At 72.0% G+C, this 25,434-nt stretch carries 26 protein-coding genes; 9 read left to right on the top strand and 17 right to left on the bottom strand.

Annotated elements, in window-relative coordinates; translation table 11 throughout:
• Positions 1–60: 60 nt before the first annotated feature.
• On the bottom strand, positions 61–588 hold the full coding sequence (locus tag DEI85_RS00585) for a DEAD/DEAH box helicase family protein (protein ID WP_111124378.1): 528 nt from the start codon (positions 586–588) through the stop codon (positions 61–63).
• Between the two features lie 69 nt (positions 589–657).
• Here DEI85_RS00585 and DEI85_RS00580 point away from each other — a divergent pair, with 69 nt between their 5' ends.
• Positions 658–1,515, top strand: coding sequence for an NAD-dependent epimerase/dehydratase family protein (locus tag DEI85_RS00580; protein ID WP_110862860.1), 858 nt, complete (start codon positions 658–660; stop codon positions 1,513–1,515).
• Between the two features lie 68 nt (positions 1,516–1,583).
• Here DEI85_RS00580 and DEI85_RS00575 read toward each other — a convergent pair whose 3' ends face one another.
• Both DEI85_RS00575 and DEI85_RS00570 read right to left on the bottom strand, forming a co-directional pair.
• Complete coding sequence (locus DEI85_RS00575) at positions 1,584–3,071, bottom strand: sugar porter family MFS transporter (RefSeq protein WP_111124377.1); 1,488 nt, start codon at positions 3,069–3,071, stop codon at positions 1,584–1,586.
• A 110-nt stretch (positions 3,072–3,181) separates the two neighbouring features.
• Positions 3,182–4,147 carry a DNA-3-methyladenine glycosylase family protein gene (locus DEI85_RS00570; RefSeq protein ID WP_181436453.1) on the bottom strand — a complete coding sequence of 322 codons (966 nt, stop codon included), beginning with the start codon at positions 4,145–4,147 and terminating at the stop codon, positions 3,182–3,184.
• 74 nt (positions 4,148–4,221) lie between these two features.
• Between DEI85_RS00570 and DEI85_RS00565 the strand changes: the two genes are divergently transcribed.
• From DEI85_RS00565 to DEI85_RS00540, 6 genes are all read left to right on the top strand, one after another.
• The gene (locus DEI85_RS00565) at positions 4,222–5,250 is read left to right on the top strand and encodes a 6-phosphofructokinase (RefSeq protein WP_027467034.1); all 1,029 of its coding nucleotides are present in this window, start codon (positions 4,222–4,224) and stop codon (positions 5,248–5,250) included.
• 548 nt (positions 5,251–5,798) lie between these two features.
• A complete protein-coding gene (locus tag DEI85_RS00560) occupies positions 5,799–6,776 on the top strand; it encodes an acrylyl-CoA reductase family protein (protein WP_111123720.1) in 978 nt (325 codons plus the stop codon).
• A 92-nt stretch (positions 6,777–6,868) separates the two neighbouring features.
• On the top strand, positions 6,869–7,537 hold the full coding sequence (locus tag DEI85_RS00555) for a GntR family transcriptional regulator (RefSeq protein ID WP_051597052.1): 669 nt from the start codon (positions 6,869–6,871) through the stop codon (positions 7,535–7,537).
• 3 nt (positions 7,538–7,540) lie between these two features.
• The gene (locus DEI85_RS00550; protein WP_111123721.1) at positions 7,541–8,863 is read left to right on the top strand and encodes a GntR family transcriptional regulator; all 1,323 of its coding nucleotides are present in this window, start codon (positions 7,541–7,543) and stop codon (positions 8,861–8,863) included.
• Positions 8,860–9,657: an ABC transporter ATP-binding protein gene (locus tag DEI85_RS00545; RefSeq protein ID WP_111123722.1), complete on the top strand. Its 798-nt coding sequence runs from the start codon at positions 8,860–8,862 to the stop codon at positions 9,655–9,657. The genes DEI85_RS00550 and DEI85_RS00545 overlap by 4 nt, the downstream gene beginning before the upstream one ends.
• Before the next feature lie 99 nt (positions 9,658–9,756).
• Positions 9,757–10,395 carry a hypothetical protein gene (locus tag DEI85_RS00540; RefSeq protein ID WP_181436391.1) on the top strand — a complete coding sequence of 213 codons (639 nt, stop codon included), beginning with the start codon at positions 9,757–9,759 and terminating at the stop codon, positions 10,393–10,395.
• Positions 10,396–10,408: 13 nt separating this feature from the next.
• On the opposite strand, the gene hemL is transcribed toward DEI85_RS00540, so the two are convergent.
• The 11 genes from hemL to hemE form a co-directional block, all read right to left on the bottom strand.
• The gene (gene hemL / locus DEI85_RS00535; protein WP_111123724.1) at positions 10,409–11,740 is read right to left on the bottom strand and encodes a glutamate-1-semialdehyde 2,1-aminomutase; all 1,332 of its coding nucleotides are present in this window, start codon (positions 11,738–11,740) and stop codon (positions 10,409–10,411) included.
• Positions 11,737–12,792, bottom strand: coding sequence for a porphobilinogen synthase (hemB, locus tag DEI85_RS00530; RefSeq protein ID WP_258369932.1), 1,056 nt, complete (start codon positions 12,790–12,792; stop codon positions 11,737–11,739). The genes hemL and hemB overlap by 4 nt, the downstream gene beginning before the upstream one ends.
• On the bottom strand, positions 12,789–13,370 hold the full coding sequence (locus DEI85_RS00525) for a uroporphyrinogen-III synthase (RefSeq protein ID WP_258376356.1): 582 nt from the start codon (positions 13,368–13,370) through the stop codon (positions 12,789–12,791). The genes hemB and DEI85_RS00525 overlap by 4 nt, the downstream gene beginning before the upstream one ends.
• 258 nt (positions 13,371–13,628) lie before the next feature.
• Entirely contained in the window at positions 13,629–14,681 is a 1,053-nt protein-coding gene (hemC, locus tag DEI85_RS00520) for a hydroxymethylbilane synthase (RefSeq protein WP_284183445.1), read from the bottom strand.
• Positions 14,678–15,910 carry a ferrochelatase gene (locus DEI85_RS00515; protein WP_111123726.1) on the bottom strand — a complete coding sequence of 411 codons (1,233 nt, stop codon included), beginning with the start codon at positions 15,908–15,910 and terminating at the stop codon, positions 14,678–14,680. Before DEI85_RS00515 ends, hemC begins: the two co-directional genes overlap by 4 nt.
• Positions 15,907–16,659, bottom strand: coding sequence for a hydrogen peroxide-dependent heme synthase (hemQ, locus tag DEI85_RS00510; protein WP_110862042.1), 753 nt, complete (start codon positions 16,657–16,659; stop codon positions 15,907–15,909). Before hemQ ends, DEI85_RS00515 begins: the two co-directional genes overlap by 4 nt.
• Before the next feature lie 68 nt (positions 16,660–16,727).
• Positions 16,728–16,958 carry a DUF3618 domain-containing protein gene (locus tag DEI85_RS00505; RefSeq protein ID WP_027467026.1) on the bottom strand — a complete coding sequence of 77 codons (231 nt, stop codon included), beginning with the start codon at positions 16,956–16,958 and terminating at the stop codon, positions 16,728–16,730.
• Positions 16,959–16,990: 32 nt separating this feature from the next.
• Positions 16,991–17,449, bottom strand: a complete 459-nt coding sequence (locus DEI85_RS00500) for a phage holin family protein (RefSeq protein ID WP_111123727.1) — start codon at positions 17,447–17,449, stop codon at positions 16,991–16,993.
• On the bottom strand, positions 17,446–17,700 hold the full coding sequence (locus DEI85_RS00495; protein ID WP_017887727.1) for a hypothetical protein: 255 nt from the start codon (positions 17,698–17,700) through the stop codon (positions 17,446–17,448). The genes DEI85_RS00500 and DEI85_RS00495 overlap by 4 nt, the downstream gene beginning before the upstream one ends.
• A 100-nt stretch (positions 17,701–17,800) precedes the next feature.
• Positions 17,801–19,117 carry a protoporphyrinogen/coproporphyrinogen oxidase gene (locus DEI85_RS00490; RefSeq protein WP_111123728.1) on the bottom strand — a complete coding sequence of 439 codons (1,317 nt, stop codon included), beginning with the start codon at positions 19,115–19,117 and terminating at the stop codon, positions 17,801–17,803.
• On the bottom strand, positions 19,114–20,250 hold the full coding sequence (gene hemE, locus DEI85_RS00485) for a uroporphyrinogen decarboxylase (RefSeq protein ID WP_111123729.1): 1,137 nt from the start codon (positions 20,248–20,250) through the stop codon (positions 19,114–19,116). The genes DEI85_RS00490 and hemE overlap by 4 nt, the downstream gene beginning before the upstream one ends.
• A gap of 38 nt (positions 20,251–20,288) precedes the next feature.
• On the opposite strand from hemE, the gene DEI85_RS00480 reads away from it, so the two are divergent.
• Together DEI85_RS00480 and DEI85_RS00475 are read left to right on the top strand one after the other, a co-directional pair.
• Positions 20,289–21,611 carry a glutamyl-tRNA reductase gene (locus DEI85_RS00480; protein ID WP_110863603.1) on the top strand — a complete coding sequence of 441 codons (1,323 nt, stop codon included), beginning with the start codon at positions 20,289–20,291 and terminating at the stop codon, positions 21,609–21,611.
• A 35-nt stretch (positions 21,612–21,646) separates the two neighbouring features.
• Complete coding sequence (locus tag DEI85_RS00475; protein ID WP_111123730.1) at positions 21,647–22,045, top strand: NUDIX hydrolase; 399 nt, start codon at positions 21,647–21,649, stop codon at positions 22,043–22,045.
• Between the two features lie 3 nt (positions 22,046–22,048).
• On the opposite strand, the gene DEI85_RS00470 is transcribed toward DEI85_RS00475, so the two are convergent.
• The 3 genes from DEI85_RS00470 to DEI85_RS00460 all read right to left on the bottom strand — a co-directional run bounded on the left by DEI85_RS00470 (position 22,049) and on the right by DEI85_RS00460 (position 25,423).
• Positions 22,049–22,324, bottom strand: a complete 276-nt coding sequence (locus DEI85_RS00470; protein ID WP_111123731.1) for a hypothetical protein — start codon at positions 22,322–22,324, stop codon at positions 22,049–22,051.
• Positions 22,325–22,520: 196 nt separating this feature from the next.
• Positions 22,521–23,459: a serine hydrolase gene (locus DEI85_RS00465; RefSeq protein ID WP_111123732.1), complete on the bottom strand. Its 939-nt coding sequence runs from the start codon at positions 23,457–23,459 to the stop codon at positions 22,521–22,523.
• Entirely contained in the window at positions 23,459–25,423 is a 1,965-nt protein-coding gene (locus tag DEI85_RS00460) for a M13 family metallopeptidase (RefSeq protein ID WP_111123769.1), read from the bottom strand. The genes DEI85_RS00465 and DEI85_RS00460 overlap by 1 nt, the downstream gene beginning before the upstream one ends.
• Between the last annotated feature and the right edge of the window lie 11 nt (positions 25,424–25,434).

Raw genomic sequence — 25,434 nt, 5'->3', positions numbered from 1 at the left:
CCGGCATGATCCGGGCGGTGGCGAACCCCGGGGCTGCGTGCGGCGGACAGAGTCGTACTGTCAGCGCTCTGAGGTCACCGCGTCCGCGACGGCCCGGGCCACCTCGCTGGCGGGGACCTCGGTCGCGTCGATGACCTCGGCCTCGGCGTGCAGCCAGCCGCGCGCCGCCTCGGCGTAGGCGTCGACGTACGCGAACCGGAACGTCGACGGCCCCACGATCGGGTCGTTCTGGATCCGGTCGCGGAGCGTCGGCCCGTCGACGTGCAGCACGAAGTGCCGGACCGGGATCCCGTGGGAGGCGAGCCCCGCCGCGATCTCACGCCAGTAGGCCTCGACCAGGACAGTCATCGGCATGATGAGCGGCCCGCCCACGTAGTCGTGCACCCGGCGAGCGGTCTCGACCACGAGCGGCCGCCACGGGTCCCAGTGCTGGAAGTTGTCGCTGGCCGGCAGCCCCGGCGTGACGTCCATCAGCACCTCGCCGACCTTCTCGGCGTCGAGGATCCGCGAGCCGGGCAACAGCGGCTGGAGCAGTCGGCTCGTCGTCGTCTTCCCCGCCCCGTGGGTCCCGTTCAACCAGACGATCACACGACGAACCTAGTGGTGTCGCCGCCCGGCTCCCCGGAGGTGGTCATCGGCGCGTGCCAAGGTCGACCCGTGCAGAACTCCACGACAGTCGTCATCGCCGGATGCGGCGACCTCGGGACCGAAGCCGGCCTGCGCTTCGCCGACCAGGGCCACCACGTGATCGGACTCCGCCGCCGCGCCGAGTTGATCCCCGCGCCGATCACCGGCCGGAGCGTCGACCTGCGACACGAGGTCCCCGAGATCCCCGCCGACACGAGCGTCGTCGTCGTGGCCTTCGCCGCGGGCAGCCGCGACGTCGACGAGTACCGCGCCACCTACGTCGACGGCCTGCGCAACGTGCTCGACGGCATCGACGCCTCGGACGCCGACCCCCGGGTGCTCGTCGTGTCCTCGACCGCCGTGTACGACGTCTCGGACGGCAGCGAGGTCACCGAGGAGACCCCGGCGCGCGGTGCGACCCCGACCGCCGAGGTCCTGGTCGAAGCCGAGGTACTGCTGCGCGAGCGCGCTCCCGGCGCCGTGCTGGTCCGGCTGTCGGGCGTCTACGGTCCGGGCCGCGAGCGGCTCATCGACCAGGTCCGATCCGGTGCCGCACGGCTGGCGCCGGGGACCTCACCGCACACGAACCGCATCCACCGCGACGACGCCGCCGCGGCGCTCGTGCACCTGGCGGCCCTGCCCGACCCGGCGCCGCTCTACCTGGGCACCGACGACGAGCCGAGCCGGCTGGACGACGTGCTGCGGTTCCTGGCCGACGAACTCCACGTCGCCGAGCCGTCCACGGGCGACGGTGACGCGCGGCAGGCCGGCGGCGACAAGCGCCTGTCGAACGCGTTGCTCCGGTCGACGGGATGGGTGCCGCAGTACCCGACGTTCCGCGAGGGCTACCGCGCCGTGCTGGCGGGTGCGGGCACCCGCCACCCGTGACGCGCACGGGAGCCGCCACCTGACGGACGGGAGGCCCGTGGCGCACGCGACCGCGGGCCTCCCGTCCGTCAGGCGGTCCGGTCCACCGCGCGACGCTCGCGTCCGCCCCGGTGCGGCAGGAACGTCTCGTCCCGCAGGGACTGCTCGATCTGTTCCAGGGACTTGCCCTTCGTCTCCGGCACCCGCAGGAACACCAGGACCCACCCGAGCACGTTGAGCGCGGCGTAGACGAGCATCGTGCCGCCCAGGCTGATCCAGCCGGTCAGGGTCAGCGCGGTCGAGGTCACCAGCAGGTTGGCGCCCCAGAGGACCATCGCGTGCAGGCTCGTCGCGGCGGCCCGGATCCGCAGCGGGTACATCTCGGAACCGACGAGCCACCCGACGACCTGGATGCCACCGGCCTGGAAGAACATGAACGCCAGGATCAGCACGAGCGTGAGCACCGGTGAGGGCTTGCCGTCCTGCACGTAGAAGAGCACACCGAACAGGCCGATGCTCACCGCGGCACCCGGCAGCATCACGAGGGTCAGCCGTCGACGCCCGATCCGGTCCACCAACCGCGACCCGACGAACGTCATCACGAGGTAGACGACCCCCACACCGACGTTCGCCCACAGGGAGTAGACGTGCGGGAACCCGGCATCGGTGAGGATCGTCGGCGTGTAGTAGATCATCATCTCGAGGCCGGTCAGCTGCGTGAACGCGGCGACGATGAGCCCCGCGATCAGGGCCGGCCGGACCCACGGCTTGCGCAGCTGGGCCCACTGCCCGGAACCGGCGCTCGGTTCCGCATCGTCGAGCTTGCGGATGTCGTCGAGCTCGTCCTCGGCGGCATCGTGGTCCGGGCGCAGCCAGCGCAGCACCCGTCGAGCCGGACCGATGCGATCCTGCGACACGAACCAGCGCGGGCTCTCGGGCAGGCGGAGCATCCCGAGCAGCAGCACGATGGCGGGGGCGGCGGCGACCCCGATCATGAAGCGCCAGGACACGACGCCGTTCAGGGCCACCCCGACGATGGCGGCGGACAGGATGCCGACGCCGATCGCGCAGTTGAACACCGTGACCAGGCTGCCGCGGCGCGGGCCCGGGGCGATCTCGGCGATGTATGTGGGGATCGTCTGGGTCGAACCACCCACCGCCAGACCGAGGAACAGCCGGCTGAGGATCAGGAACACCGGACTCGGCGACACCGCGGCGAAGAGCACACCCAGGCCGAAGACCCCCGCGATGAGCAGGATGGTCCGCCGGCGACCGATCTTCGCCGAGATCGGACCGGTGGCGAGTGCGCCGAGGATCGCGCCGACCAGGATCGACGCCGTGATGAACTCCTTGACGGCGGACCCGATCGAGAACTCCTTGCCGATCTCGATGAGCGTGCCGGAGATGACGCCGGTGTCATAGCCGTAGAGCAGCCCGCCGAGGGCCGCGACGAACGCGACCCGGGTGACGTGCCGCTTCGTGACGCGAGCCGTCTCGGCCGACCCCGTGTCCTCGGGGATCTCCGGGGGGACGCCGGGGACCTTGTCGTGCTCGTCCTCGTCGGTGGTGGTCGTCATCGCGTCCTCTCCGGGTCCTGTCCGAGTCCTGTCCGTGCCGGGAGTGCCCGGGCCGGGCGTCACGGTAGGCGGACCAGCACGAACGGACGTTGAGGAAGCGTCGCTCGCGCTCAGTGCCCCCGATGGTCCTGGATCGTGATCCGCGGCCCGAACGACGGCTTCCGGAACCCGGAGCCCCCGATCAACCGCACGACACGCTCCCGGTGCCCGCGCCAGGGTTCGAGCAGCTCGAGCATCCCGTCGTCGTCGACCGGCGCACCCGTGAGCGCCCACCCGACGAGCGCCGGCACGTGGAAGTCCCCCACGCTCGGCGAGTCCGGGTCGCCGTGGGAGCGCTGCGCCGTCTCGGCGGCGGTCCACCGACCGACCCCGGGGATCGACTGCAGCTTCGTGGACACGACCTCGCCACCGCGCCCGTGCGCCAGGGTCCGTTCGAGTGCGGGCGCGACCTTCACTGCGCGCATCACGGTGGCCGAGCGCCCCGGTTCGATGCCTGCGCGGTGCCACTCCCAGCTCGGGATCCGTGCCCACGTCGGAGCGTCCGGCGGCACCATCATGCCCGCGGGTGCCGGACCGGGCGCCGGTGTGCCGTGCCGACGGAGCAGGTACCGCCACGCGCCCCACGCCTGCCGCGAGGTCACCTTCTGCTCCATGATCGCCGGCACGAGCATCGCGACCACGGTGTTCGTGCGGAGCAGCCGGAGCCCGGGCTGCCGGTGTCGTGCCGCGGCCAGGAACTCGTTGCCGGAGACGTCGAACGACGACCAGTCGTCGCCGCGTCCGAGCAGATCGGGGGCGTGCTCGACCGCCCACGGGGCTCCGCTGCCCCACGCCGACACCGCGATGGTGTCGCCGGTCCGCCGGATCGCCACGGAAGCGGGACCGGAGGGTGTGCGCAGCGCGAGCCACACGACGCCGCCGACCACCTGGAAGGCCGGGTCGCCGGAGCCGCGCTGCAGGGGCCGCAGGGTCGACGCGACGTCCACCGCGCCTCCAGGCCGGTACACCGTGTCGACGCGAGACGCGTCGCCGGACGTACCAGCGGCGTCGACGGCGGCGGAAGCGAGCAGGGACACACGGGGATGGTAATGCGGAACCACCGTCAGTCATGATGGGCACTGATCCCCACCACCCGACGACGGAGTTCACCATGCGCATCGGCATCCTCACCTCCGGAGGCGACTGCCCCGGCCTGAACGCGGTCATCCGCGCGATCGTCCTGAAGGGCATCGCCATCTACGGACACGACTTCGTCGGCTTCCGCGACGGGTGGCGCGGCGTGGTCGACGGCGACATCGTCCCGCTCGGCCGCAAGGACATCCAGGGCATCGCGAAGCAGGGCGGCACGATCCTCGGCACCAGCCGCACGAACCCGTTCGAGGGCCCCAACGGCGGGGTCGAGAACATCTCCGCGACCCTGCAGCGGCACGGAATCGACGCGATCGTCGCGATCGGCGGCGAGGGCACCCTGGCCGCTGCGAAGCGCCTGACCGACGCCGGCCTGAAGATCGTGGGCGTGCCGAAGACGGTCGACAACGACCTGGGCGCGACCGACTACACCTTCGGCTTCGACACCGCCGTCGCCATCGCCACCGAGGCGATGGACCGCCTGCGCACCACCGGTGAGTCGCACTCGCGCTGCATGGTGGCCGAGGTGATGGGCCGGCACGTGGGCTGGATCGCGCTGCACTCCGGCATGGCCGCGGGCGCGCACGCGATCCTGATCCCCGAGCAGAAGACGAGCATGGAACAGATCGCGAAGTGGGTGCGGGCCGCCTACGACCGCGGGCGCGCACCGCTCGTGGTGGTGGCCGAGGGCTTCGTCCCCGACCACGAGGACACGGCGCACACCGAGCGGGGGCTCGACGCCTTCGGGCGCCCGCGGCTGGGCGGCATCGGCGAGCGCCTCGCGCCGCTCATCGAGGAGATGACGGGCATCGAGACGCGTGCCACGACCCTGGGGCACATCCAGCGCGGTGGCACGCCGACCGCGTACGACCGGGTGCTGTCGACCCGGCTCGGGCTGGCGGCGATCGACTCGGTCGTCGAGGAGCGCTGGGGCCGGATGGTGGCGCTGCGGGGCACCGAGATCGAGCACGTCTCGTTCGAGGAGGCGCTCGGCGAGCTCAAGACGGTGCCGCAGGCGCGGTTCGACGAGGCCGCCATCATGTTCGGCTGAGTGGGGCGGGGCGGGGCTGGGGCGGGTCGGGGGCTCGACGCCTTCGGGCGCCCGCGGCTGGGCTGTTTCGGGCGTACCGGGTCGAATCGGGCGTACCTGGTCGGTTGGTCCGCCCCGGTACGCCCGAATCCACCAGGCATCGCACGCGTTCTGGGAAAGAACGGACAGGCCGCCGGGCGCCGCCGACACTGCGCTGGGTCGAATCGGGCGTACCTGGTCGAATCGGGCGTACCCGGTCGTTTGTTCTGCCCCGGTACGCCCGAATCCACCAGGCATCGCGCGCGTTCTGGGAAAGAACGGGCAGCCCGCCGGGAGCCGCCGATACTGCGCCGGGTCGAATCGGGCGTACCTGGTCGAATCGGGCGTACCTGGTCGAATCGGGCGTACCTGGTCGAATCGGGCGTACCGGGTCGAATCGGGCGTACCGGGTCGAATCGGGCGTACCTGGTCGGTTGCTCCGCCCCGGTACGCCCGAATCCACCAGGCATCGCACGCGTTCTGGGAAAGAACGGGCAGGCCGCCGGGAGGCCCGGGGTAGCGTCCGGCGCATGACCCGCGCCGTTCTCGTGTCCAGTGCAGCCCCGCCCACCGTCACCGACGTCGACCTGCCGGATCCGGCCGAGGGCGAGGCCCTCGTGGACGTCACGTACTCGAGCGTCAACTATAAGGACGGCCTGGCCCTCGCGCGGAACCCCGGCGTCGCCCGGCTCGACCCACTCGTGCCGGGGATCGACGTGGTCGGCACGGTGTCGGGGCTCGGACCGGGCGTGCACGAAGTCGCGATCGGTGACCGGGTGGTGCTGAACGGCGCCGGCCTGGGTGAGACCCGGCACGGGGGCTGGGCGACGCAGGCCGTGGTGCCGTCCGGGTCGCTCGTCGTGCTGCCCGAGGCGATCGACGACTCGTTCGCGGCGGCCATCGGCACCGCTGGGTTCACGGCGATGCTCAGTGTGCTGGCGCTCGAGCGCTTCGTCGCGTCGGATGACGGGCCGGTGCTGGTGACCGGGGCGTCCGGCGGGGTCGGCACCGTGGCGATCGCACTGCTCGCAGCCCGCGGGTACCGGGTGACGGCGTCGACCGGTCGCGCGGCCAACACGGACTCGCTCCGCCGACTCGGGGCGACCGAGGTGGTCGACCGCGGCACCCTGTCCGAGCCGGGCAGGCCGATGCAGCGCGCCACCTGGGCCGGAGCGGTGGACAGCGTCGGCGGGGCCACGCTGGCGAACGTCCTGGCCTCGATCCGGTGGGGCGGTGCGGTGACCGCGTGCGGGCTGGCGCAGGACTCAGCGCTGCCGACGACCGTGCTGCCGTTCATCCTGCGGTCGGTCTCGCTGCTCGGGATCAACTCCGTCGATGCCCCGCTCGAGCTTCGACGTCGAGCGTGGGACCGGCTCGCGACCGACCTCGACGCGGCGCTCCTGGCCGACGTCACCCGCACGGTCACGCCCGAGCAGGCCATCGCGGTGGGAGCCGAGGTCGTCGCAGGCCGGGTGCACGGCCGGACGGTCGTCGCCGTGGCGGGCTGACCCGGAAAGCTTCTCCAGCGGTTGATTTAGCAAACGTTTGCATATTGGCACGCTAGGATTTCGAGTGTCGATTTCGTCCTCGAGGAGATGACATGCCGGTCCCCAAGTCCACCGTGGAGAGTTCTCCCCGGAAGCTCCTGCGCGACGTCGTCTACGACAAGATGCTCGCGGCCCTGCGCGACGGCACACTGCAGCACGGCGAGCGCCTGAACGACGACGAGCTGGTCCAGTGGCTGGGTGTGAGTCGCACCCCGATCCGCGAGGCGATCGCGAAGCTCGTCGACATCGGCCTGGTCGAGATGGAGGCGAACCGGTACACCCGCGTCGCCACCCCGACGTTCGAGGACTGGGTCATCGCGACCCGCGCGACCGCCGGGTTCTTCGAGCTCAGCCTGCGCTGGGGCGTCCCCGAGTACAGCGACGAGGACGTCGAAGCCCTCACCGACCTGCTCGACAAGGCCGACCGCATGCGCAAGGTGCGGGACTACGGCTTCAGCGGTGCCCTCACCGAGATCATCGAGTTCGCCGTCGAGCACTCCGGCAACCCCCTGGTGCAGAACGCGGCCGTCGGCGCCATGGAGCGGGTCCGCTTCACGCTCAACCCCACGCCGGCGTTCGAGCAGTACGGGTCCGAGGCGTTCTTCTCGATCCTGCGTGAAGCGCTCACCGAGCGCGACGGCGAAGGCGCTGCCGAGGCCGGACGAGCCCTCACCCGCAACTTCGAACAGCACATCGAGGCGGTCCGCGCCGACCGCGGCTGACCCATGATCGTCGGCGAGTGGGGTGACGCCGACCCCTGGGCGGCCGTGCACGACGACGCCTACGCGTCCCTGCTCGCCCACGTCCGGACCGGCCCCCGCGGACCGGTGTCGGTCGACCTCGACGTACTGAGCTGGGAGTGGGGTTCTTCGCTCGGTGACGTCCGATCGGCGGCGGCCCGGCTCGAGGACCTCGGCATCCTGGTCCACCAGCCGAACGGTAAGTGGCAGTACGAGGAGCTCTCGGACGCCGACCTGTCCGACGCCCTGGACTTCTGGGTCTCGCTCCTCGGTCCGGCACTCCGCGCCACGATCCCGGCGCTCACCCCCGGACTGCGCGCCGAGCTCGATCGCCGGGTCGCGCGAGCCCGCACCACCGCGGCCCTCCGGTTGCCGGAGTACCCGACGGCGTTCTCCGCCGCCTGCCAGTTCTGGTTCGAGCACTCCCCGAACACCCTGGTGCGCAGCCTGGGTCTGCGTGCGTTCGAGCGGATGCGGTGGGCACGCGTCCCCACCCAGCTCTGGTCGGTCCACGACGTGCACGCCTGGTTCGTGACCACCGGCCGCGCCGTGGACACCGGCGACCCGGGCATCGCGACCACCGCGGCAGAGGTCATCGACGGGCTGTTCGAGGTCCACCGGCGGAACGTCGGGGTCCCGCGGACGAGCCGCCCGGCGGACGACACCACCGAACACCGCGTCGGCCCGGTCGACCGCGCCCTGCTCCGACACGTCCGCTCCGGCGCGTTGGCGGTCGGGTCCAGGCACACGCTCGAGGACCTCGTGACACGGACCGGTGCTCCACCCGAGCAGGTCCTCGACGGGATGCGCTGGCTGCACGACCTCGGGCTCGTCGAGGACGACGGCGGCCGGTACCGCGTCGTGGAACCGTCGCTCGCGACCTGGCGCGACACGATGGAACTGCTCACCGGCGTCTTCACGCACGGTGCCGTCCACGTCCTGCCCGGCCTGCAGGGACCCGCGCTCGAGGAGTTCCGCGCGCTCGTCGAACGGGCGCGGGCGGACGGCCAGGTGCGCGACCACCGGTACACGGAGAGCGCGTTCGCCGTCACGCGGTTCCTGTCGGAGCAGTCCGGGAACCGGTGGACCCGTCAGGCTCTGCGCCTCGCGATGGCCCGGCTCGCCTACGCGCTGCCCGAGGCCCCGGCGTTCCGGCAGTGGGACGCTGAAGCGCTCTGGCTGGCGCTCGACACGGCGGCCGGCAGCGGAGACGCCGGTGCCGCCTGGGCAGCGGCCCGCCGGTTCGTCGACGTCGCACGGGCGCACGTGGACGACGTCACGGCGCGGTGGGGCACGATGGGGTCATGACCGACGCGCACGACGACGTCCTGATCCACGCCACCGGGGTCCGCGTCACGCGCTCCGGCCGCGACCTGCTGCACGACGTCGACCTGACCGTCCGGCGCGGGGAGCACTGGGCGCTGCTCGGACCGAACGGTGCCGGGAAGTCCACGCTGCTCGCCGTCCTCGGCGCGACCGGACACCCCACCGCCGGCACGGTCGAGGTCCTCGGCCGCCGCCTCGGACGCGTCGACGTCCGCGAACTCCGGGAGCACATCGGCCACGTCGATCCTCGGCACCGGATGCTCTCGCCGCTCACGGTGCTCGAGACGGTGCTCACCGGGCTGACCGGCACGACGGACCTCATGATGCGGTGGGAGCCCTCGGCCGAGCAGGTCGCGCTGGCCGAGCAGCACATCGCCGACGTCGGACTCACCGCACGACGGGACGCCCGCTGGCCGGTGCTGTCGCAGGGTGAGCGGGGACGCGCCCTCATCGCCCGTGCCCTGATGTCCGAACCCCAGCTGCTGCTGCTCGACGAGCCGGCGACCGGCCTCGACGTCGCCGCACGGGAGCACCTGCTCGAGACCGTCGACGCGCTGCGGCACCGGCACCCCGAGCTGGGCAGCGTCATGGTGACCCACCACCTGGAGGACCTGCCGGCCTCGACGTCGCACGCGATGCTGCTCCGCGACGGCGCCGTCGTGGCCCAGGGCACCTCGGACGAGGTCATCACGTCGTCGGCGGTGTCGCACGCGTTCGACTTCCCGCTCGCGATCCTGCGGTCGGAAGGGCGCTGGGCCGCGCGCCGATCCGCCTGACGCGTGCTTGAATGGCCGTTCAGTGTCCGCGGCCCGTGTCGGGGAGGGACCCGGCACCGCACCACGGTGTCACGCCGCGGACCGTCACCAGGGGGAACCATGACGAACACGCCGCCGCCCTACCCGGGGTCCGAGCCGCAGCCGAACGACGGGCAGCCCAACGCCGGCCAGCCGAACGGCCAGCAGTACCCGCAGCAGCCCGCAGGCCAGCAGTACCCGCAGCAGCCGCCCGCCGGCCAGCCGTACCAGGCCCCGGCCGGCCAGCCGTACCAGGCCCCGGCCGGAGCCGCTCCCTACGCACCCCCGCCCAAGTCGTCGTCCCGCGGCAAGCGCGTCCTGATCTCGGTGCTCGGCGTCGTCGTGGCCGTGGTGGTGGCGTTCCTCGTCCGCCAGGGCCTCAACGCGGCCTTCAGCGACTCCACCGAAGAGAAGGTCTCGAAGGCCGTCGAGCAGATCCGCGAGCAGAGCGACCTGCCCAAGCAGGTCGACTCCGTCACGACGTGGACCGGGATCGAGGCCGAGGGCGCCGCGATCCACTACGACTACACGGTGTCGGCGGACGTCGACCCGGCCTCGATCAACGAGGGGGTCATCCGCGACGCCGTCGGGCCGAGCCTCTGCTCGACCAGCGAGACGAAGAAGCTCCTCGACGAGGACGTCGACATGCGGTACACCTACGCGTTCGAGGGCTCGTCGAAGACCGTGGACACGACCTTCACCAAGGCCGACTGCTCCTGAGCCCCGACGCCCGTCAGGCGGTCGCGGCAGCAGCAGCCTTCGCGGCCGCGGGCAGGGCATCGAGGATCCGCCCGACCGCTCGGTCGTCGTGGGCGGCCGTCACGAACCAGGCCTCGAACACGCTCGGCGGCAGGGTCACCCCGGCGTCGAGCATCGCGTGGAAGAACGGCGCGTAGCGGAACACGTCCTGCGCCCGCACGTCGTCGTAGTTCCGCGGTGCCTGCTCGGTGAACGCGAACGAGAACAGGTTGCCGGCGCGCTGCACGGTGTGGGCGACGCCCTCGGCCGACAGGGCGTCCGACGTGGCCGCGGAGATGACCGCAGCCGTGCGGTTCAGCGACTCGTACACGGACGGCGTCGCGGCGCGCAGCGTCGCGATGCCGGCGGCGACGGCCAACGGGTTCCCCGACAGGGTCCCCGCCTGGTACACCGGCCCGAGCGGGGCGAGGAAGTCCATGACGTCACGCCGACCGCCGAGTGCGGCGAGGGGCATGCCACCGCCGATGACCTTGCCGAACGTGATGAGGTCGGGCTTCCACCCGGCGCCGTCCGGCACGACCTTGGACGCCTCGAGGCCCCACCAGCCGGCAGCACCGACTCGGAAGCCGGTCAGGACCTCGTCGACGATGAGCAGCGCCCCGTGCGACCGGGTGATCTGCGCCAGGGCACGGTTGAAGCCGCGCTCCGGTGCCAGGACGCCCATGTTCGCGGCGGCGGACTCGACGATGACGGCGGCGATGCGCTCGGAGTGCTCGTCGAACGCCCGGCGGACGGCGTCGAGGTCGTTGTACGGCAGCACGAGGGTCTGCGCGGCGGTCTCGGCGGTGATGCCCGCACTTCCCGGCATGGCCAGGGTCGCGACGCCCGAGCCGGCCTCGGCCAGCAGGGAGTCCGAGTGCCCGTGGTAGTGCCCGGCGAACTTCACGAGCAGATCGCGACCGGTGTAGCCGCGGGCCAGCCGGATCGCGGTCATCGTGGCCTCGGTGCCGGTGGACACCATGCGGAGCTTCTCGATGGGGCCGTCGCCGTCCACCGACACCCGCTGCTTCACGAGTTCGGCCAGCTCGGTCTCACCCGGGGTCGATGCCCCGAACGACAGTCCGCGCGCGGCGGCCTGCTGCACGGCCTCGACCGTGCCGGGGTGGGCGTGCCCGAGGATCGCGGGGCCCCACGACGCGACGAGGTCGACGTACTCGCGACCCTCCGCGTCAGTGACGTAGGCGCCCTTGGCGGACACCAGGAACCGCGGAGTGCCGCCGACCGACCCGTAGGCCCGGACCGGGGAGTTCACGCCCCCGGGGATCGCGTTCTTGGCTCGGCCGAAGAGCTGGTCGTTCGTGGTCATTCGGGGGCCTTCCCGGTCGAGGCGATGCCGGCGACGTCCGCGGTGCTGCCCGAGGTGCGGAGGCCCGCTTCCTCGTTGAGCTTCCGCGCGATGTCGACGGCGAAGTAGGTCAGGATCGCGTCGGCACCGGCGCGCTTGATGCCGACGAGCGACTCCATCGCGGCAGCGTCGCGGTCGATCCACCCGTTCTGCGCTGCTGCGGTGATCATCGCGTACTCGCCGGAGATCTGGTACGCCCAGACCGGGACCGGCGAGGTGGCCGCGGTCTCGGCGAGCACGTCGAGGTAGCTCATCGCGGGCTTCACCATCACGATGTCGGCGCCCTCGTCGACGTCGAGCTCGACCTCGCGGAGCCCCTGCCGACCGTTCGCGGCGTCGATCTGGTACGTCCGGCGGTCGCCGACGAGCGACGACGAAACGGCCTCGCGGAAGGGACCGTAGAACGCCGAGGCGTACTTGGCGGCGTAGGCGAGCAGCGCGGTGCCGCTGTGCCCGGCACCGTCGAGCGCGTCACGTGCGGCGGCGATCTGGCCGTCCATCATGCCGCTCATGCAGACGAGCTCGGCGCCGGCCTCGGCCTGCGCGACCGCCATGTCGCGGTAGCGCAGCAGGGTGGCGTCGTTGTCGACGGAGCCGTCGGCGGCCAGCACACCGCAGTGTCCGTGGTCGGTGAACTCGTCGAGGCACAGGTCGGACTGCACCACGAGGGCATCCCCCACCTCCTGCCGAGCGACGCGGATCGCCACGTTGAGGATGCCGTCCGGGTCGGTGGCGCCCGAACCCTCGGCGTCCTTCGTGGTCGGGACGCCGAACAGGTTGACCCCGCCGACGCCCTGCTCTGCCGCCCCGACGAGCGCGCGGCGGAACGAGTCGAGGGAGTGCTGCTGCACGCCCGGCATGCTCGAGATGTCCACCGCGTCGGTCGCGCCTTCGCGGATGAACATCGGCAGCACGAGTTCGGCGGGGTGGAGCCGGGTCTCGGCCACGAGTCGTCGCATCGCGGGGGTGGCGCGGAGCCGACGGGGGCGGACCTGGGGGAAGCGTCCAGTCACGGGTGACCTTCCTGGTGGGGGGTGGTTGGGTTCAGTGCGTCGACGACGGCGTCGAGCAGGGCTTCTGCGGACCGGGACCGTCCGACGGCGTGCACGGGCAGTCCGGCCGCGCGCGCGTCGGCGGCGGTCCCGGGGCCGATGCAGGCCACGATGGTGCGTGGGTCGAGTGGGGCCATCCGGCGGGCGATCTCGCGGGCGACGCTGCCGCTCGTCACGAGCACCGCAGCGGGCGCCGTCTCGAGGGTGATCGGCTCGTCGCCGGTCCCCACGGTACGGTACGCGACCACGTCGTCCACGTCGATGCCGCGGGCACGGAGGCCGTCGACGAGCGTCGGTGCCGCGATCTCGGAACGGGGGAACAGCACGGTGCCGTCGGTGTCGGGCAACTCCTGCACCAGGCCGGCTGCGGACGTCTCGGTCGGCACCAGGTCGACGACCCAGCCCGCAGCGCGGGCGGCACGGGCGGTCGGCTCGCCGACCGCGGCAACGCGCACCCCGGCCGGGAGGCCCGCCACGCGTTCCGTCAGGACCGTCACGGCCGTCGCACTGGTCACCACCACCCATGCGTAACCAGCCACAGGGGTTCGGTCACCGACGAGGGTCGGTGACCAGTTCCTCCCGGCCGCACCGGAGGCGACCAGACGGCGGACCGCAGCGTCGAGCGCGGTGGGGTCGGACGGCGGAGCCTCCGTGATGAGGGGGACGACGACGGGGGCGAGCCCACGGGCGCTGGCCGCTACGGCGACCCGGTCCCCCCACGCACCGCCACGCGGGACGAGGACGACCGGGGGTCGCGCCTCGTCCGTCGCGGTGGTGGAGGGTTCCGTGGTGACCGCCTACTCGGCCGGCGTCGCGAGGCCGGGGCCCGCGGTGTGCGGGCCGTCCGTGGTGTCCTCGGCGACGGTGGTCGCGAGGTCGGCCAGGTCCGCAGCACCGTTCTCGAGCAGCTCGGTCGCCACCCGGCCGCCGACCTCGAGGGCTTCGTCGAGACGGTCCTGCGCCGACCCGTCGAGCACGGCCGCGTGCGATGCGGTGCGGTACTCGGTGCCGTCGGGGCGGTAGACGGTCGCGGACACGAGCAGGAGCTCGGCGTCCACGACGGCCGTCGCACCGATCGGGGCGGAGCAGCCGGCCTCGAGCTTGGCGAGCACCTCGCGCTCGGCCGTGACCGTCAGGCGGGTCGGGGCGTGCTCGATCTTGCGGAGTGCGGCGAGCAGCCCACGGTCGGTCTCGTCCGAACGGATCTCGACCGCGAGCGCACCCTGACCGGGAGCACTCGGCCAGAAGCCGAGGTCGAGCAGCTCCGTCGCGGCCGACAGACGGTCGATACGACCCAGGCCGGCGGCGGCGAGCACCACGGCGTCGAGGTCGTCGTCCACCCGACCGAGGCGGGTGTCGATGTTGCCGCGGATGTCGACGACGTCGAGGTCCGGACGCGTCGCACGGAGCTGCGCGGCACGGCGGGGCGAACCGGTGCCGACCTTCGCGCCCTCGGGCAGGGTGTCGACGGTCGCGCCGTTCCGTGCGACGAGGACGTCACGGGCGTCCGCACGCTTCGGCACGGCACCGATCGTCAGGCCCGGGTACGGCGCGGTCGGCAGGTCCTTCAGAGAGTGCACGAGCACGTCGACCTCGCCGGCGACGAGCGCTTCACGCAGGGCGCTGGCGAAGACGCCGGTGCCGCCGAGCGACGCCAGGGAAGCACGGTTCGTGTCGCCCTCGCTCGTGACGGTGACGAGCTCGACGGGCCGACCGGCGGCCTTCGCCAGACGGTCGGCGACGTCCTGCGACTGCGCGACCGCGAGCCGGCTGGCACGCGTGCCGAGCCGGATCGGGGTCGGGCCGTCGGGCGACGTCGTGTCGGGGTCGCTCACGGGTGCATCGGTCACGGGGCGACGCCCGCGGCGGCGGGCTTGAACCCCGCTCGCACGTTCTCGCAGCACCCGGGACGGCACACGTCGTACCAGGGACCGATGTCGGTCATGTGCGGACGCTCGGCCTTCGGGGTGCCGTTGACCCGCTCGAGCACCAGGTCGACGAGCCCGGACACGTAGGCCGGGTCGATGCCGGGGGTCTGCGTACGGAGCGACCAGAAGCCGAGCTCACCGGCGGTCTCGGTGGCTTCCTCGTCGAGGTCCCACATGACCTCCATGTGGTCGCTGACGAAACCGAGCGGGACGATCAGCACGGCACGCGTCGGGCCGCCCTTGAGGTCCTCGTTCATGTAGTCGTTGATGTCGGGCTCGAGCCACGGCTGCGTCGGGGGGCCGGAGCGCGACTGGTAGACGAGCTTCCAGGCGGGCTTCGACGTGCCCTGCAGGTGGGCGTGCTCGGGCTGCTCGAGGAGCTCGGCCCAGGCCTGGTCGAGGACGACCTCGCCGACCGCCAGGTGCTGCGCCTCGTACGCGCCGTGGTCGTCGAACCCGCGGTAGTCGGGGCCGGAGCGGGCGGCGTCGGCCGAGGGGATCGAGTGCGTCGAGAAGAGCACCTGCAGCTCGGTCGCGACGTCGAGGCCGTCGTTCTCGGCGATCGCGCGGGCCATGCCGTCGCGGACGCCGTCGATGAACGGGCGGACGAAGCCCGGGTGGTCGAAGAACTGGCGGACCTTGTCGATCTGGATCGTGTCGATCAGGCCGGTCTCGTTCAGCACGCGGGCGTAGTCCTCGCGGTACTGCCGGCAGCTCGAGAACGACGAGTACGCGCTCGTGGCGATGGCGACCAGCTTGGTGTAGCCCTTGTCAGCCGCCTCGGTGAACGCTTCTTCCAGGTAGGGCTCCCAGTTGCGGTTGCCCCAGAGGACCGGCATGTCGATGCCGCGCGACGCCAGCTCGGCCTCGAGCGCTGCCTTGAGCGCACGGTTCTGCGCGTTGATCGGGCTCACGCCGCCGAAGTGGCGGTAGTGGTGCGCCACTTCTTCGAGACGCTCGTCCGGGATCCCGCGGCCACGCGTGACGTTGCGCAGGAAGGGGATGACGTCGTCCTGGCCCTCGGGGCCACCGAAGCCGGCGAGCAGGATCGCGTCGTAGGCGGTCGGGGTCTCGACGTGCTCGGGACCGGATGCCGCCGCGGGGGTGGCGGCGAGGACCTGGCCGTTCGTGATCATGCTGGTGTCGGTCATGACAGCACCTCCGGGAGTTCGGCGGTCGTCACGCGACGACCCGTGAAGAAGGGGACCTCTTCGCGCACGTGCATGCGCGCTTCGGTGTAGCGGAGATCGCGCATCAGGTCGACCAGGTCGACGAGGTCCGGGCTCTCGAGCGGCAGGATCCACTCGTAGTCGCTCAGGGCGAAGGTCGCGATGGTGTTCGTGAGCACGCGGCGGTACTTCGCGCCGGCGATGCCGTGGTCGCGGAGCATCTTCGAACGCTCCTCTTCCGGCAGCAGGTACCACTCGTAGGAGCGGACGAACGGGTACACCGTGATCCACGCCTCGGGGTCCTTGCCGCGCAGGAACGCGGGGGTGTGCCGCTTGTTGAACTCGGCCTCGCGGTGCATGGCCATCACGTGCCAGACCGGCTCGGCGTCCTGGAAGAGGCCGGTGCGACGGATCTCGCGCAGCACGGCCTGGATGACCTGCGCGTCGTCACCGTGCAGCCAGACCATGACGTCGGCGTCGGCACGGAAGGCCGAGACGTCGTAGAAGCCACGGATCGTGACCCCGCGCTCGGCGGCGCTGGCGATCACGGTGTCGAGTTCGGCCACAGCGTCGTCTCCGACGCGGTGGACCGGACCGAGGGGCCGGCGGAACACTGCCCAGAGGGCGTAGGCCGTCAGCAGGTTCGGGTCGATCCCGGAGTCCGGGAGGCCGGTCTCGGCGGGTTCGGTGTGGGGGTGGTCGTTCGCGTGCGCGGGCGCGTCGGAGCTCATGGATCCATTGTCCTATCGGTTGCCAGGGTGTTGGCCGCCCCGCATCCGGTGGACCGCGCTCGGGCGGTCTACCGCCGTCGGAGCACCATCACGACGATACCCCCGACCACCGCCACACCGGCTGCGAGACCGGCCAGGTAGGGCACCGGCTTCTCGTCGAGGCCGCGCTTGAACTTCGACGCCGCGATCCCGATCTGCTTCGGGACGTTGAGCTTGTCCTCGATCGCGTCGAGGGTGTCGAACAGCTGGGCGCGGGTCGCGGCGACGCGAGCAGCGAGATCGTCGTGCGGGTCGGTCACGGTTCCTCCGTCGGTGGTGCGGATGTCGGGCCTCAGGGTCGGCCGTCGACGTCCGGGTTGCGGCTGCCGTACTGGGTCGGCGGGGTCGGCTTCTTGCCGAGGCCCTTGACCGCGTTGATGTCGTCCTTGACGCTGGCGATCGTGCGCTTCGGCGTGACCGGCAGGCCCTTCTTCAGCCGCTTCCAGCCGATCAGGCCGAGGATCGCGGCGATGATCAGCATCACCACGGCCACCACCAGTGCGGCCAGCCACGCCGGCATCACGGTCGCGAGGCCCATCACGGCTGCGGTCAGCAGGACGCCGATCGCGTAGAGCACGACGACGAGGGCACCGACCAGCAGACCGGCTGCGAGGCCGAAGATCTTCGCCTTCGCGAGCATCTCGGCCTTGAGCAGGTCGATCTCGCCCTTGACCAGGCCCTTGACGAGCTTCGGGACGTCACCGACCAGGCCGAACAGCGAACGCGACTTGCGATCGCGGGTGTCGGTCATGAGGTGGTGGTGTCCTTCTTCTGGCCGACCTTGCGGACGGCCTTCTTGGTCGTCTCACCGATGAACTCGGCGACGTCCGGCGTCTTGTCGGCGATGAAGTCCTCGGCGACGTGCACGCCCTTCTGGACGCCGTTGCTGTTCCAGACCTTGCCGCTGACGGTCTTGATCTGCTCGTACCGCGCCCGTCCGGCTCGCGATCCCAGGACGTACCCGAGTGCGGCGCCGGCGACGAACAGGAGCTTTCCGCGCATGTGCGATTCCTCCGTGCATTGGTTGTGCGGTGGTCATGCACCGAACGGAATACGTCCGGCGGTCTGACCAACAGTAGCCCTCAGGGGCTGCGCGGTCCGCTCAGGAACCGAGGATCTCGTCGGCTGCCGTCCGAGCAGCGGCGATGATCCCCGCCAGGCCCCGTCCGGTCGAGGCCTCACCGATGCCGACGACGCCCTCGGCCAGCGCGGCCGCGGTCAGGTCCGGCCCGTACCAGCCGACGCGTGCGGCGCCGCTGACGCGGTCGGCCGTGATCGGCACACCGAGCAGCGTGGACGCGTCCTGCAGCGCGCGGCTGCCGACGGGGTCGGTCGGGTCGACCGGGAGGCTCCTGGCGACGCCCGCAGGGTCCGTCCCGGTGGTCGCGTAGCTGAGCCGCAGGACGTGGCGTCCGTCCGCCACGTCGGCCAGCCACGGCCACTTCACCGTCGCGTGCGTGAGGGCCTTCGCCGACACCGCCTGGGCGTCCGGGTGCACGAGCATCCCGGTGCCACGCGGGGCGGCGTCGAGCTCCGGCTGGTCGACGACGAGCGTGACGAGCTGGATGCCCGTCCGGTCGGGGGTGGCGGTGCGCTCCGGGTCGGCGACGGAGGACAGGGTGTGCTGGGCGGGCAGCCGTTCGGTCGTGCCGTCGGCGCTGACGATCTCGACCGCGTGCGCCTCGATGCGGGTCGCCCGGGTGTGCAGCCGGACGTTCACCCCGTAGGTCTCCATGTCGGCGACGAGCTCGTCCACCAGGCGCACCGTCCCACCGCGGATCCCCTGCACCGGGGTGCCGGCGGCCGCGCGTGCCCGCAGCGACAGGACAGCCCGGGCGAGTGAGCCCTCGCGCAGCAGTGCGGCGCGCAGGCCCGGAGCCACCCGATCGGGGTCGAGCTGGTCGGGGTGGGTGGAGTGCACGCCACCGGCGATCGGCACCACGAGGTCGTCGAGCACCCGCTCCCCCATGCGCCGACGGACGAGTTCGCCGAGCGAGGAGGCCTTGGCGCCCACCGGTGCCGGCAGCAGCGAGTCCATCTGGGCGCGCAGGCCGCCCTTCTGCCCGACCACGGCCAGCACGTCCGCGGCCATCGGGGTGCTCGGGATGCCGAGGAGCCCGGTCGCCGGGATCGGGGAGGTCCGGCCGTCGCGGGTCATCAGCCAGGCACCGCGGGGGTCGGGGGCGACGACGTCGTTGCCGAGCCCGAGCTCGATCGCCAGGCGGCCGACGGCGTCCGTGCGGGTGGCGAACGAGTCGGCCGCCATGTCCAGGTCGATCCCGCCGACGGTGTGCCGACGGATCATGCCGCCGAGCTCGCCCGAGGACTCGACGAGCACCACGTGGGCGCCGCCCTTGGCGAGGTCACGGGCGGTGACGAGCCCGGCGACCCCACCGCCGACCACGACGACGTCGGTCACGCGCCGGCTCCGTCCTGCGCTGCGCCGCCGTCCGCGCGGCCGTCGCCGAGCGAGTGGACCAGCTCGACCACCCGGGTCAGGACCTCCGGGTCGGTCTCGGGCGGGACGCCGTGGCCCAGGTTCACGACGTGGGCCCGTGCGGCACCGCCCCGACGGACGACGTCGCGGACGTGCGCTTCGAGGACACCCCACGGCGCCGAGAGCATCGCCGGGTCGATGTTGCCCTGCACGCTGACCCCGGTGCCGACGCGCTGGACGGCCTGGTCGAGCGGCAGGCGCCAGTCGACCCCGACCGCGTCGACGCCCACGGAGTCCGTGCCGAAGGTCGTCATGTCGGCCAGGACCTCGCCGCTGCCGACGCCGAAGTGGATGCGCGGCACCCCGAGCTCGGCGACGTGCGACATCGCCTGGGCGGAGTGCGGTGCGACGGACCGGACGTAGTCGGCGCGGGAGAGCGACCCGACCCACGAGTCGAAGAGCTGCGCGGCCGAGGCCCCGGCGAGCACCTGGGCCCGGAGGAACATCCCGGACACCTCGGCGGCCCAGGCGAGCAGCCGCGACCAGGTCTCGGGGTCGGCGTGCATGAGCGTGCGGGCGCGGATGTGGTCCTTGGACGGGCCACCCTCGACCAGGTAGGCGGCGAGGGTGAACGGCGCCCCCGCGAAGCCGATCAGCGGGGTGTCACCGAGCTGCTCGACCGTGCGTCGGACGGCCTGCTCGATGGGGGCGAGGGCCGCGGGGTCGAGCTGTTCGAGGGCGTCGACGTCGGCGGGGGTGCGGATCGGCGACGAGAGCACCGGGCCACGACCGGGGACGATCTCGACGTCCACGCCGGCGAGCTTGATCGGCACGACGATGTCGCTGAAGAAGATGCCCGCGTCGACCCCGTGCCGGCGCACCGGCTGCAGGGTGATCTCCGACGCCATCTCCGGGTCGAGGCACGCGTCGAGCATGGCTGTGCCGACCCGGAGCTCCCGGTACTCCGGCAGTGACCGTCCGGCCTGGCGCATGAACCACACCGGGAGCGTCTCCGGACGGTCACCCCGCAGGGCCCGTACCAGGCGGGAACCACTCGTCCGCCCTGATGCCAGGGGGTGGGAGTCGGGGAGGGATGTGGTCGTCGCTTCGGTCACCGGATGATTCTCCCATCGAGCGCGTTACCATTGACTACGTGCTCATCTGTCTCACGGCGTCGCATCGCAACGCCAGCTTCGATCTCCTGGAGCGACTGAGCATCGGTGCACCCGCGGCAGCCAGCCGACTCGTCACGGATGCCGGCGTCCTGGACGGTGCCGTGGTGCTCGCCACCTGCAACCGCTTCGAGGCGTACCTCGACATCGCGGGCGACGAGAGCGACTCCGCCGTCTCCGCCACCGTGCAGGCCGTGGCCGCCGCGAGCGACCTGGACGCGACCGAGGTCCTGGACTCCGTCAACGTGCTGGACGGCAAGGACGTCGTGCAGCACCTGTTCGCCGTGTCGAGCGGACTGGAGTCCGTCGTCGTCGGCGAGACCGAGATCTCCGGCCAGGTCCGTCGCTCGCTCGAGGACGCGCGGTCGAACGGCACCACCACCTCGGACCTCGAGCGCCTGTTCCAAGAGGCTGCGCACACCTCGCGCGGCGTCAAGACCCGCACCCGCATCGGCGCCGCCGGCCGGTCGCTCGTGCGCCTCGGCCTCGAACTCGCCTCGTCACGGGTCACCGACTGGGCCCGCACCCGCGTGCTGCTCGTCGGTACCGGCAGCTACGCGGCCACCACCATCGCCGCCCTGCGTGACCGCGGCGCCACGAACATCCAGGTGTTCTCGCCCTCGGGCCGGGCGCCCTGGTTCGCCGCCAAGCACGACCTCGTCGCCGCCCGCGACCTGCGCCAGGCCATCGGCGAGAGCGACGTCCTGATCACCTGCACCTCGAGCGAGGTCCCGGTCGTCGCACCGGCCGACCTCGACGACGGGGTCCGTCGCATCGTCATCGACCTCGGGCTCCCCCGCAACGTCGACCCCGCAGCCGCCGGTGTCGACGGCGTCGAGCTGCTCGACCTCGAGACGATCAGCATCCACGCCCCGATCTCCGAGCTGAACGCCGAGTCCGAGGCCCGCGCGATGGTCGACGACGCCGTGTCCCGGTTCCGCGCCCAGGCGATGGAACAGTCGACGACCCCGGCGCTCGTGGCGTTCCGCAAGCACGTGTTCGACATCCTCGACGACGAGATCGAGCGGGCCAAGCGCCGCGCGGACGCCGACGGCGAGTCCGTCGAGCACACCGAGCGGGCACTCCGGCACCTGGTCGGCGTCCTGCTGCACCGTCCCTCGGTCCGCGCCCGTGAGCTCGGTCGCGCCGGTCGCGGCGAGGAGTTCGTCGGGGCGATCGACTCCCTGTACGGTGTCCGGCCCGAGGCCGAACCGGAGCTGCCGTCGCCCGTCGTCCCGCTGGCCGACCGCACTGCACTGGACCCGACCGCCTCGGATCGCGACGACCAGGCGGACGCGAGCTGAGCCTCCAGGCCGCTCCTCAACCACCCACGCTGCGCGTGAGTGCGCTGCTGCTGGTGCGTGATCGACGCGTCCTGATGGTGCGCGCCCGGGCGCGCGACGTGCTCTACCTGCCCGGCGGCAAGGCGGAGCCGCACGAGACCGATGTCGAGGCCGCCGTGCGCGAGGCGTACGAGGAGACCGGCCTGCGGCTCACCGCCGCCGACGTCGACCCGTTCGGCGTCGTGCTCGAACCCGCCCACGGGCAGGCTCCGGGGACCATGGTCGCGATGACCCTGTTCCTGGTCCGGCCGGGCGGCCCGCTGGACTCCGCCACGCCCGTCGCCTCGGCCGAGGTGGACGAGGTGGAGTGGGTCACCTCGGCCGACGCGGACCGCTGCCCGCCTGCGGGCGCGGAGACGCTCCGCCGCCTGGTGGCGGCGGAGCTCATCGACTGACCGTCAGGCCTTGTCGGTGTCGGTGTACTCCCCGACCTCGCCGTTCTGGGCCGGCTCGGCCTCGCCGGGGATGTCCGAGTCGACGTACTCGCCGTCGGGTCCGGCTCCGGTCGGACGCGTCTCGCCGGGGATGTCGCTCGAGACGAACTCGCCGACGGGCTCCGTCGACTCGACGGGGTCCTCGCCCGGGATCTCGCTGTCCGTGAAGGCTCCGGCGCGGGGTTCGACCCCGTCCGCGCGACCCTCGTCGCCTCGTGCCTGTTCGTGCTTGCCCGTCATGTCCGACCTCCGCTGCTCGGGTTGCTTGTCTCGGAGTGTGCCCGTGGTCCCTGGACGCCGACCGAACCGGATGCGGCGTCCGGCGCCGGAGGGGCAGCACGCTCCCTGAGTCTCGACCCGGCGGACAGTTTCGCCGTCGCTCCGCCAGTGATCTGTCCGCCGGGCCGAGACTCGGCACGGGCGGCGGCGAGCGCCCTCAGCGACGAGCCGGGGCGTGCACGGCCTCGAGCACCTCGGTGCCCATGGTCCGCAGCGCCTCGACGACGGCCAACCGCCGCTGCAAGGAGGCGTCGTCGAACGTCACCGTCACGGCGTAGCTGACCGACGACCCCGGCCCCCGCAGGATCCCCGCCTCGGCCCGCACGCCGGTGCTCGACCCGGTGACCGCGACGACCTGCAGCCCGTGGTCGAGCGCCCGGTGCGCCAGGGGGTCGAGCCCGAAGGAGCCGGCGACCAGGTTCAGGTCACTCGCCAGGGACAGCCAGCCGAGCACCCGGTTCGACACCGCTTCGTCGACGACCTCGCCGAGCGCCAGTCCGCGCATCACCCACGACAGCTCCCCGGTCGGTGCGACGGAGGCGTCGGGGGCGTCATCCGGTCCGCGGCGGTCCCGCACGCGGTCGATCAACGCCGTGCGCTCGATGCCCAGGGACTCCGCGCGCTCACGGACGGCGTCGATGCCCACGGTCGACAGCAGTGCGTTCATGGCCCAGGCGTCGGCGTTGGCCCCGACCAGCGTCGCCAGGTCGGGCACCTGCATCGTGGGCTCCTGCAGGAACTGCCACAGGCCGGCACCGGTCGCGGTGTCGCGGGCCATGCGCTGCAGGCGGTCACCGTGCAGGCGGCCGTCCTCGAGCTGGGCGGCGACCTCGATGAGCAGCAGGACACGGCCCAGGCTCGCGACCGGCTGCACCAGGGTGTCGTCGATCGCGAGCAGGGCCTTGCCGCTCGAGGTGTCGATCACCGAGGCGCTGACCCCGGCACCCTCGAGCGCGAGGGCACCGAGGGCCTCGGTGGTGGCGGTGAAGCGGTCGTCGGGCCGGCCGCTGTGCCGCCCACGACCGCGGCCGCCACCTGCTGGGCGGTCGTCCGGTCGCCGGCGGCGCGACGACCGGGCCGCGTCCGGCTCCGTCATCACCAGATGGCGACGCGCTCGGCGGGGTCGAGGTACATCGCGTCCTGCTCGGTCACGCCGAAGGTGTCGTACCAGACGTCGATGTTCCGCACGACCTGGTTGCAGCGGAACTCGTTGGGCGAGTGCGGGTCGATCGACAGCAGACGAGCCGCTTCTTCCGGGCGGATCGCCATGCGCCAGGCCTGTGCCCAGCTCAGGAAGAAGCGTTCGGCACCGGTGAGGCCGTCGACGACCGGGGGCTCCTGGCCGTCGAGCGAGAGCAGGTACGCCTTCCACGCGATCGACAGGCCACCGAGGTCACCGATGTTCTCGCCGATCGTCAGGGCACCGTTCACGTGCCCGTCGGGCACCTCGGTCGGCACCAGGGCGTCGTACTGGGCGATGAGGGCCTTCGTGCGCTCCTCGAACGCGGCACGGTCTGCCTCGGTCCACCAGTTCTCGAGCTTGCCGTCGCCGTCGTACTGCGACCCCTGGTCGTCGAAGCCGTGGCCGATCTCGTGCCCGATGACGGCACCGATCGCGCCGTAGTTCGCGGCGGCGTCGCGGCTCGCGTCGAAGAACGGGAACTGCAGGATCGCCGCGGGGAACACGATCTCGTTGAAGCCCGGGTTGTAGTACGCGTTGATCGTCTGCGGGGTCATGAACCACTCGTCACGGTCGATCGGCTTGCCGATCTTGCCGAGCTCGCGGTCGACCTGGAACGAGGCGTTGGCGCGGACGTTGGCGACCAGGTCGTCGGCACGGACGGGCAGCGCCGAGTAGTCGCGCCACTTCACCGGGTACCCGATCTTCGGCGTGAACTTGTCGAGCTTGTCGAGCGCGCGGGCACGGGTCTCGTCGGTCATCCAGTCGAGCCCCGTGATGCTCTGCCGGTACGCCTCGACCAGGTTGGCGACGAGGTCGTCCATCTCGGCCTTCGAGGTCTCGTCGAAGTGCTCCTGCACGTAGATGCGGCCCACGGCCTCGCCCATCGCGCCCTCGACCAGCGAGACGCCGCGCTTCCAGCGCTCGCGCTGCTTGGGCGCACCGGTGAGTGCGGTGCCGTAGAACGAGAAGTTCGTGGCCGAGAACGCGCTCGTCAGGTACGCGGCGGAGCCACGGATGACCTGCCAGCGCAGCCAGTCCTTCCAGACCTCGAGCGGCTGGTCGTTCAGCAGGTCGGCCAGGCCGGTGATGAACGAGGGCTCACGGACCACGACGGTCTCGAAGGCGCCCGCCGGTGCCTCGATGGCCTGCCACCAGATCTGCAGGTCGACGCCCTTCGCGAGCGCCGCGACCTCGGCCCAGGGCAGCTTGTTGTAGGTCTTCTGGCTGTCACGCGTGGTGACGTTGTCCCAGTGCTGGGCGGCGAGCGCCGTCTCGAGCGCGATGACGTGCTCGGTACGGGCACCGCCGTCGTCGAGGCCGGCGAGCGGGAACATCGCCGCGACGAACTCGCGGTACTTCTCGCGGATGTCGGCGAAGCGCTCTTCGCGGTAGTACGACTCGTCGGGCAGCCCGAGGCCGGACTGCTCCAGGAACACGACGTAGGACTCGGGGTCGCCCGGGTCGTTGTCGACGAAGAGCTGCAGGAAGCTCGGCAGGCCGAGGCGCTCGAAGCGGCCGACGGCGGCGATGACCTCGCGCACGGACTGGATCTCGGTGATCTCGGCGAGCAGGTGCTCGATCGGGGCGGTGCCGAGCTCCTCGAGCCGCGCTTCGTCGGTGAACGAGGTGAAGAGGTCACCGACCTTGCGCTCCTCGGTGCCGGGGGCGGCCTGCTGCGAGCGCTCGATGATGTCGCGCACGGCGATCTCGGCGGCTTCGGCCAGCACCGTGAAGGAGCCGTACCGGGCCTTGTCGTCGGGGATCGGCGTCGCCTCGATCCAGGTCCCGTTCACGTGGCGGTACAGGTCGTCCTGGGGGCGCACCGCGGGGTCGAGTTCGTCAGTGTGGATGCCGGAGGCACGTGCGACGTCGGTCATGTCGTCCACGA

The organism is Curtobacterium sp. MCBD17_026 (assembly GCF_003234895.2).
In the GTDB taxonomy this organism is placed as follows: Bacteria; Actinomycetota; Actinomycetes; order Actinomycetales; family Microbacteriaceae; genus Curtobacterium; species Curtobacterium flaccumfaciens.
This window is presented reverse-complemented; position numbering and strand designations above follow the sequence as displayed.